We start from the raw sequence: 7004 nt of genomic DNA, 5'->3' as shown, positions 1-7004 counted from the left end.
TTTAATATTTGTATGTAATTATCTAATAATGTGGAATGATTTAGTAGATATTAATGAAAATTAGTGCGAAAGAGTTAAAAACTAGACATTGATTTTAATGGCTTTGAAGGCTCACTGAGAATAGCTGACATTAGTTGGAAAATGGACGAGACATAATTCTGTCGCAAGCTCATGTAAAGAAACAAAGCCTATTAATAAAACTTATTTTTATGTATAATTCAAAAAAAAATAAGAGATATTAGGTTTAGATCTAGATATGGCTGAAAAAGACGATATAAATGACTTAATAGTATTAAATGCAATTAAAGGAATATCTCAAGATAAACTAATAGATCTTTTGTACTCTGAAAAGTTTAATAGCATATTCAAAAAAAATGCTATTTTAGCAAAGATGTTCCCTAAAACTGAAGAACTTGCTGATGATTCTTCATTAAATGAAAGGTGGCAAGAATCTCTTATCGAAGGAGTCCTACCAAATACTTATCCAACTATTTTATCGCAATCTATAAGACTTAAAATAGTGCCTTTTGATGAAAAGCTAGCTATAGATGAAAGTAAAGCTATAGAAGTGAACTCATATTACATTCAAGATCTTCAGCTATCACTAGAGACTATAGGATTCAAAGGCTCAATTGATTTTGTATATCCTTATCAAACTGAATATGATAACAAGCTTATGGATATATTCACTCAGGGATTACCTTTTTTACTTGAGATATCTATTAAACAAGAATTTTTTATAGAAGAAGATCAAAAAGAATTTATTGAAGAAAATGGTGATCTTAGTAATGAAGAAATTAAATTTACAGCATACGCCGGTAACTTACAACAAAAAGAAACTATTATCCGATCACCTAAATTTAGCACTAAAAGCTCAGCTCTAACTAAATTTGACGGTTTATATAAAATAGAATTTTGTGATGCTTTGAGTTTTTTCTGGAAACAGCTTAATCCTGTCTGTATATATAGTGGACAATCTTATGATAAAATTTTCCAAGAGCAAAATACTCCTTTTGATAAGGTTATAAAACTTAGTTTTGATACAAGTAGTGATCAAATACTTAAGCAAAAACTTCCATTCATCTGTATGAATTGCCAAGAAAGCAGCGATACAAATAACTTTTATAACTATGTTCAATATATATTACAGCAATATAATTTGATTTTAGTATATAACTATAGTGATAATGAATATATAATAACCTCTGATTATGATGATTTAGTATCAAAAGCAAAGGTTGTAAAAAGTATTTTCATACTAGATAAACACAAAATTCAAGAAATCAAACATCTTCATAAGAAGCCATACCTAACGGATAAGTCTATTATTAATCTTAATTCAAATTGTGCAGATAAACAGCAAATAAAAGTTACAGAAGTTGAAGATATGCCTAAAACAGTAGAAGCTTTTAGGCAAGATAGCGTAACACAACATGATTTAAGCAACCTTTTTAAATTAAAGACTGATAGTTGTCAAACTAAATTGAAAAATAATTTTGCAACAAGCACTATTGGCCTGGAAATACAAGCTTATTCAATGCCAAGCTCATACTCTGTACTACCACTTCAGAATAACCTTAAGTTTTCTGCTAAGGAATGGGGACTTATTTTAGATAAAAAAGATAAAGACATGATTTTACACAAAGTAGACTTAAGCTTTGAAAAAACACCTCTATATTCAAAAAATAATAAAAGACATCCTATTGCATATGAAGATAAACAAGAAGGAAAAATTGAAGAAAATAATATTAGTTTTAAGTTTGAAGAGGAAGCATTAGAGTCCAGTGAACTCCCTTTAATGTTTAACTGTAACTCAAGATTCTATCTCTACAACAAAGAGCTATGGCCGCAACGCAAAAAATATAATAAGCCACCAACTCTAAATCTTACAGGACATATATATACAACAGATACAGATGATGAAAATTCAACCTATACTAGTGAACTTTTCAATTATAGCGCTGATACAAGTAAGAGTATTGCAGCTAATGAAAACTATGCTAGCTCAAGTAAAGTTTCTTCTTTGGATCCAAATGCTATAACTCGTCCTAGATATCAAATTAAGGTTGCTCCACAGCTTTGGACAAAATTAACTCCGGAAGGTAAACAATTCGTACCTGCTGATATGGTATTACCATCATATTCTAATATGCTCTTTTATCTCAAATCTGGAACTGAGGTAGAGCTTAACGTATTTGAAGAGTATGCAAACTTAACCAAAGTCAAAAATTACATAGCTCCTCAAGAAATGTTTACTTCTGGAGATAAAGAACAATCTCAAGGAATTATTTTTGAAGACCGTAAAGAGCAACGCACAGTTATACACAATAGCTATAAACCTGGTGATAAAACAAGCTCTTTTAAAATAACACATAGTCCAAAAGATAAAGGCTCCCCATCAAATTTAGAAATGAATAACCAATCTTTCAAAATTAGTGTAGATTGTAAATAAACAGTAATATGAGGTAAATATATGAACCTATATATGATAATAGCTTTGATTTTTATTCTTTTAATAATCAGTACTATCGCTATATTACTAGCTTTTAATATTAAAAATACAAGAAGGTTTGTGCTTAAATTTAAATTAAATATACGTTCATCAATGCGTTTAAATAGATCATTAAGGCAGCTACTTTCTCAAGCAGATAGAAAAACTAGAAAATCTTTAAAAACTGATGCTAATTTTTTTATTCATATCAATACTTCAAATACAAAAATTATTGAGAATGAAACAAGTAAGACCCTTGGAATTGAGCTATATAAAAATGAAAGCTTAAACTATAACCACTATTTATCTGATAAATCATATATTCTTGAGCTTCATAAACTTAATGATAACCATGCATATAAAGATCTTAGTAAATTCTGCCATAAGGTAAGCTCAATAACTGGCAAAACTCCTACTCTTGTATACTCATTTGAATATAGTAAAATTAAAGATGAATCTCTAATTATAGAGGAGATTAAAAGCCTAAGATCAATAATAATTCAACTAACAAAAGTATACAAAAAAATACCAAACTTTGTTTTAACTATCGCAGATATAGAAAAACATCCTGGGTATCAAGTTTTTATAGAATGTGTAACTGCACATAACATCCCGCTACTATCACCTTCTTTTGATCCTAATAACCTAAGTTCTGATATTAATAATCATTTTAAAAAGATGAGCCTGTTAGCAGAAAATATTCTATTTAAAAAGCATCCTAAAGAATTTTTACGCTTTAGTTACTTTATCAATGATATTTATAAGCAGTTTAAACAGTTACTCAAAAAACAGAGTTATCTAGATGCAAATAATGCTATCCAGCACATCTCTTTATATATTAATAACACTAAGCCTAGTATTAATCAAAATCTATTTCAGAGCTCTTTTAATAAACCGCAAAAATATAAAACTCGAGCTTTTAAAAAGATCCTGTGGACTACAACAGGAGTTTTATTAGCTATTCTAGGACTAATATTCACAAAAAATATCTTTATATATAAAGATATTATCAAACAATATAAGCAAGACCTTTTTGCTATCTCAGATAACGCATCTAATGTTCGTGAAACTATCAATTTGAGCGATGAGTATGAGAAATATATTTCTTCAAGCTTAGCTGCAAAAGCCATTTATCCTAAGAGTGCTTTAAATCATGCAATTTATTTAAATGAAGGCTTAAAAATTCAACGACAAATACTAGATATTCTCGAAGATGAAGATCTTTCACAAGATAGTGTTTACAAAACTTTTATTTATCTAACACTTATAGCGCCTCAGAACTCAGATTTAAAGTGGCTGATAAAATCAAATTTACACCTTTGGAGCTTAGCAACAAAACTACCTGAGAGAACTATTAGTATATACATTAATGCTCCAGTTCCAGATGTAAAAATTGATATAAGCAATACTAATATAAATAAATTAACTTTTAAAATCTTACTTATAAAATCTCGTACCTATGATATGGTAAAATCATATATAACAGAGAACAATAATATTAACTTAAAAACATTAAATATATTCCTTAAAGATATAAATTTACCTATAACTAAACAGCATCTTATAAATAAATTTATGAGAAAAATATATCCTCAAATTAAAGGCTCTCTGTCTCCGTATAATAGAGGTTTCTTAGAAAAACTTTATGAAAAAACTAAGAATACTACAAAATCGTCATCTAAAATTCAAGAAATAAAAAAATTAATTCCTACTGAAAAAGAAACTCAAGTAAATAATTTACAAGCTGCTATTGATCTGCTAGATAATCTTAATAATGAATTTTATAAACATGATTCTAAGGTAGATCCTATATGGCACAAAATCATAACCCAAGCAACTTATAATGACCTTATGAACAACTTGGCTCTATCAAGAGCTAGCTTTGTGGATGAAGAGTCTTCTAAACAATCAATTGTAAATGTAGGTGATAATGCTAGTTACTATGGCAATATATCCATTATTTATACAAAAATTGGTCTTAAAGATGCTGTCTTACCAGAGATATCTGAATACAATGCTGTTTGTAAATCATTAGAAAAACAGAACATAAATACCCTTGCGATTAATAATTATTATAATGATGCGTTAGATAATTATATTAAAGATTATAAAAAATCTTATATAAATCTCATTGCTTCGTACAAAAATAGCATGAATCCAAACGACATTGTAACTTCATTATATCTAGTATCATCAACTAATTCACAGTTTCACAATATGCTAAATACATTATCAAGCAACACCGTGTTTGATAAAGAAACACTTAAAGAAATACCTCAGCTTGATTTAGTAGGATCATATTTTCAAAATGTGAATAAGATGATCTCTAATCCTAATGATATGGATGAATATAATCAAATAATAAGAGACATAGCAAATCAAATTGAACAAACTGACTATAAACGAGCTGCAATTAATAAAATAACTCTTAATTTATTTACTAAATCAAAAGATTCTTATTTTTATAAAGTTAACGCTTTACTTAAAAAGAATGATATTAGCCCAGAGAATTCAATAATATTTACAGCTCCTTTGCATAATATCATGAAATTTGGTAAGCTTTACCTAGTCAAGTATAAATACCAGTTATGGGATAATGATATTATTTCTCTACTTGATAAGTATAAAAAATATTACCCATTCACACAGAATTCTGATAAAAAAATATCTCCAACTGAACTTGCCAAAGTCTTTGGCCCTAAAGGAGAGTTTTGGAAAACTGTTAATGAAGATATGTATGGTATTTTTGAATATAAAGATGGTCAGTGGCAAAGTAGAATTCCAGATCTTTTTGGTAAGAATACAGATAGCATGCTGAATACGCTAAATAATACTCAGAAGTTTACGGATACTCTATGGGATAAATCAGGCAAACCTAAGCCTATGGATATTAAAGTTAGCATTATGCCAACTCCAAACAATCTACTACAGAATAATACTTTTGTCAAAATGACCCTGCTGAGTATTGGCAATCAAAAAGCTATAGGAATCAGCACCGAACAAAAGCCTATCATTTTAAGCTATAACTGGTTTGAGCAACAGCCTAGTTCTGTTGGCTTTATTGATAGCAATGAACAGATCAACTCTATAGAAACACACTCGGAATATTGGTCTCTTTTTGATCTGCTTAGTCAAGCAAATAAAGATGTTGATGTCTATACATGGAATCAAAATAACATTGCCATTAAGTTTAAGATTGATTTTGATAATATATTTGAGACCTTTGATAATTAATATTTTGGAGAATTAAAAATGAAAAAAATTATATTTAGTATGACCGCTTTAGCTTTACTCTCAAGCTGCACTACAACAATACCTAAAGATCAATTTAACTTAAACATAAAATCATCACCTCAGACTAATAATGGTAATAATTATCTTGTAGTTTATGAACAACCTAGCTCTATGGATAAAATGGCTCAAGCATCATATGACTCACTTAGTAAGCAAATATTAGATAGTGATCACCAAACTAAGCTTATTCATCCTCAAGATCAGACTGATAAACTAACTTTCAAAGCAAAAGATGAACCTGCATCAATATACTTTATTATGAATATGGGCAAAAGTTACAATACTTGGAGATATTATATCCCTAATCCAGGTGGAAATTCTTGGGATTGTTCAGTAGATAATAAAGGATATACTAGTTGTAAAGAAAGTGGAGAATAGCTATGGCTGATCAAGGCGACTCAATAAAAGAAAGTATTCTTTCGAAGATGAAGAATCAAGGTTCATCTTTAAAAGATAATATTTCTACTAATTCTGACCAATTTAGTTCTATGGCTAAAGATAATATCCCAGGTGCTAATAACATCCCTACTAGTACTGATCAACTTAGCTCTATGGCTAAAGATAATATCCCAGGTGCTAATAACATCCCTACTAGTACTGATCAACTTAGCTCTATGGCCAAAGATAAAGTAAATCAAGCTCAGGCTAGCTCAACTTCTAGTACACCCAGTCACTCTAATAGTGAAAATAATCATGAAGAAAGTGAGCCAACTTCTGCTGGTGAAAAAACGACTGATGAAAACACTAAAAGCGAATCAAACTCAAAAGCTGCATCAACAACTAGCTCAGAAGGATCAAATAATAATTTTGTTGAAGTAACTTCCGAATATATAACCTTAGATGCAAATAAAAAAGCTGTTGCGACATTAAATCAAAAAGAAGAATCTGCAAACATCACGGCCAAAGAGACTACTATCGAATGTAAAGATAAAATCACCCTTAAATGCGGTAGTAGTAGTATAGAAATTAGTTCTAGCTCTATAACTATTAAAGCAAACTCAATAACTATAGAGAGTGGCGCAAGCTCAGTCAAACTATCTTCAAGTAGTATTGATGTTAAAAGTATGTCTATAAACCTTGGTTAGGCTAGTTAATAACAGCTATTCTCAGTGAGCCTTCAAAGCCATTAAAATCAATGTCTAGTTTTTAACTCTTTCGCACTAATTTTCATTAATATCTACTAAATCATTCCACATTATTAGATAATTACATACAAATA

The 7004-nt window shown here is 29.3% G+C and carries 4 protein-coding genes; all 4 read left to right on the top strand.

Annotation, left to right across the window (positions count from 1 at the left end):
• Positions 1 to 256 precede the first annotated feature (256 nt).
• The 4 genes from F3D59_RS09730 to F3D59_RS10140 all read left to right on the top strand — a co-directional run bounded on the left by F3D59_RS09730 (position 257) and on the right by F3D59_RS10140 (position 6870).
• On the top strand, positions 257 to 2452 hold the full coding sequence (locus F3D59_RS09730; RefSeq protein WP_150464748.1) for a hypothetical protein: 2196 nt from the start codon (positions 257 to 259) through the stop codon (positions 2450 to 2452).
• Positions 2453 to 2605: 153 nt separating this feature from the next.
• Positions 2606 to 5725 carry a cation-binding protein gene (locus F3D59_RS09725; RefSeq protein WP_224721193.1) on the top strand — a complete coding sequence of 1040 codons (3120 nt, stop codon included), beginning with the start codon at positions 2606 to 2608 and terminating at the stop codon, positions 5723 to 5725.
• Between the two features lie 18 nt (positions 5726 to 5743).
• The gene (gene iglE, locus F3D59_RS09720; protein ID WP_150464746.1) at positions 5744 to 6163 is read left to right on the top strand and encodes a type VI secretion system lipoprotein IglE; all 420 of its coding nucleotides are present in this window, start codon (positions 5744 to 5746) and stop codon (positions 6161 to 6163) included.
• A gap of 2 nt (positions 6164 to 6165) precedes the next feature.
• Entirely contained in the window at positions 6166 to 6870 is a 705-nt protein-coding gene (locus F3D59_RS10140; protein WP_224721192.1) for a hypothetical protein, read from the top strand.
• Positions 6871 to 7004: the final 134 nt, after the last annotated feature.

The organism is Francisella sp. XLW-1, assembly GCF_008711455.1.
Classification (GTDB): Bacteria; Pseudomonadota; Gammaproteobacteria; order Francisellales; family Francisellaceae; genus Francisella; species Francisella salimarina.
The sequence above is the reverse complement of the archived record's forward strand: the minus strand, read 5'-3'. Positions and strand labels throughout refer to the sequence as shown.

Excerpts from the sequence above, each read along its gene's own strand:
- F3D59_RS10140 (WP_224721192.1), top strand. The coding sequence starts at position 6,166 with ATGGCTGATCAAGGCGACTCAATAAAAGAAAGTATTCTTTCGAAGATG.
- F3D59_RS09730 (WP_150464748.1), top strand. The coding sequence starts at position 257 with ATGGCTGAAAAAGACGATATAAATGACTTAATAGTATTAAATGCAATT.
- iglE (WP_150464746.1), top strand. The coding sequence starts at position 5,744 with ATGAAAAAAATTATATTTAGTATGACCGCTTTAGCTTTACTCTCAAGC.
- F3D59_RS09725 (WP_224721193.1), top strand. The coding sequence starts at position 2,606 with ATGCGTTTAAATAGATCATTAAGGCAGCTACTTTCTCAAGCAGATAGA.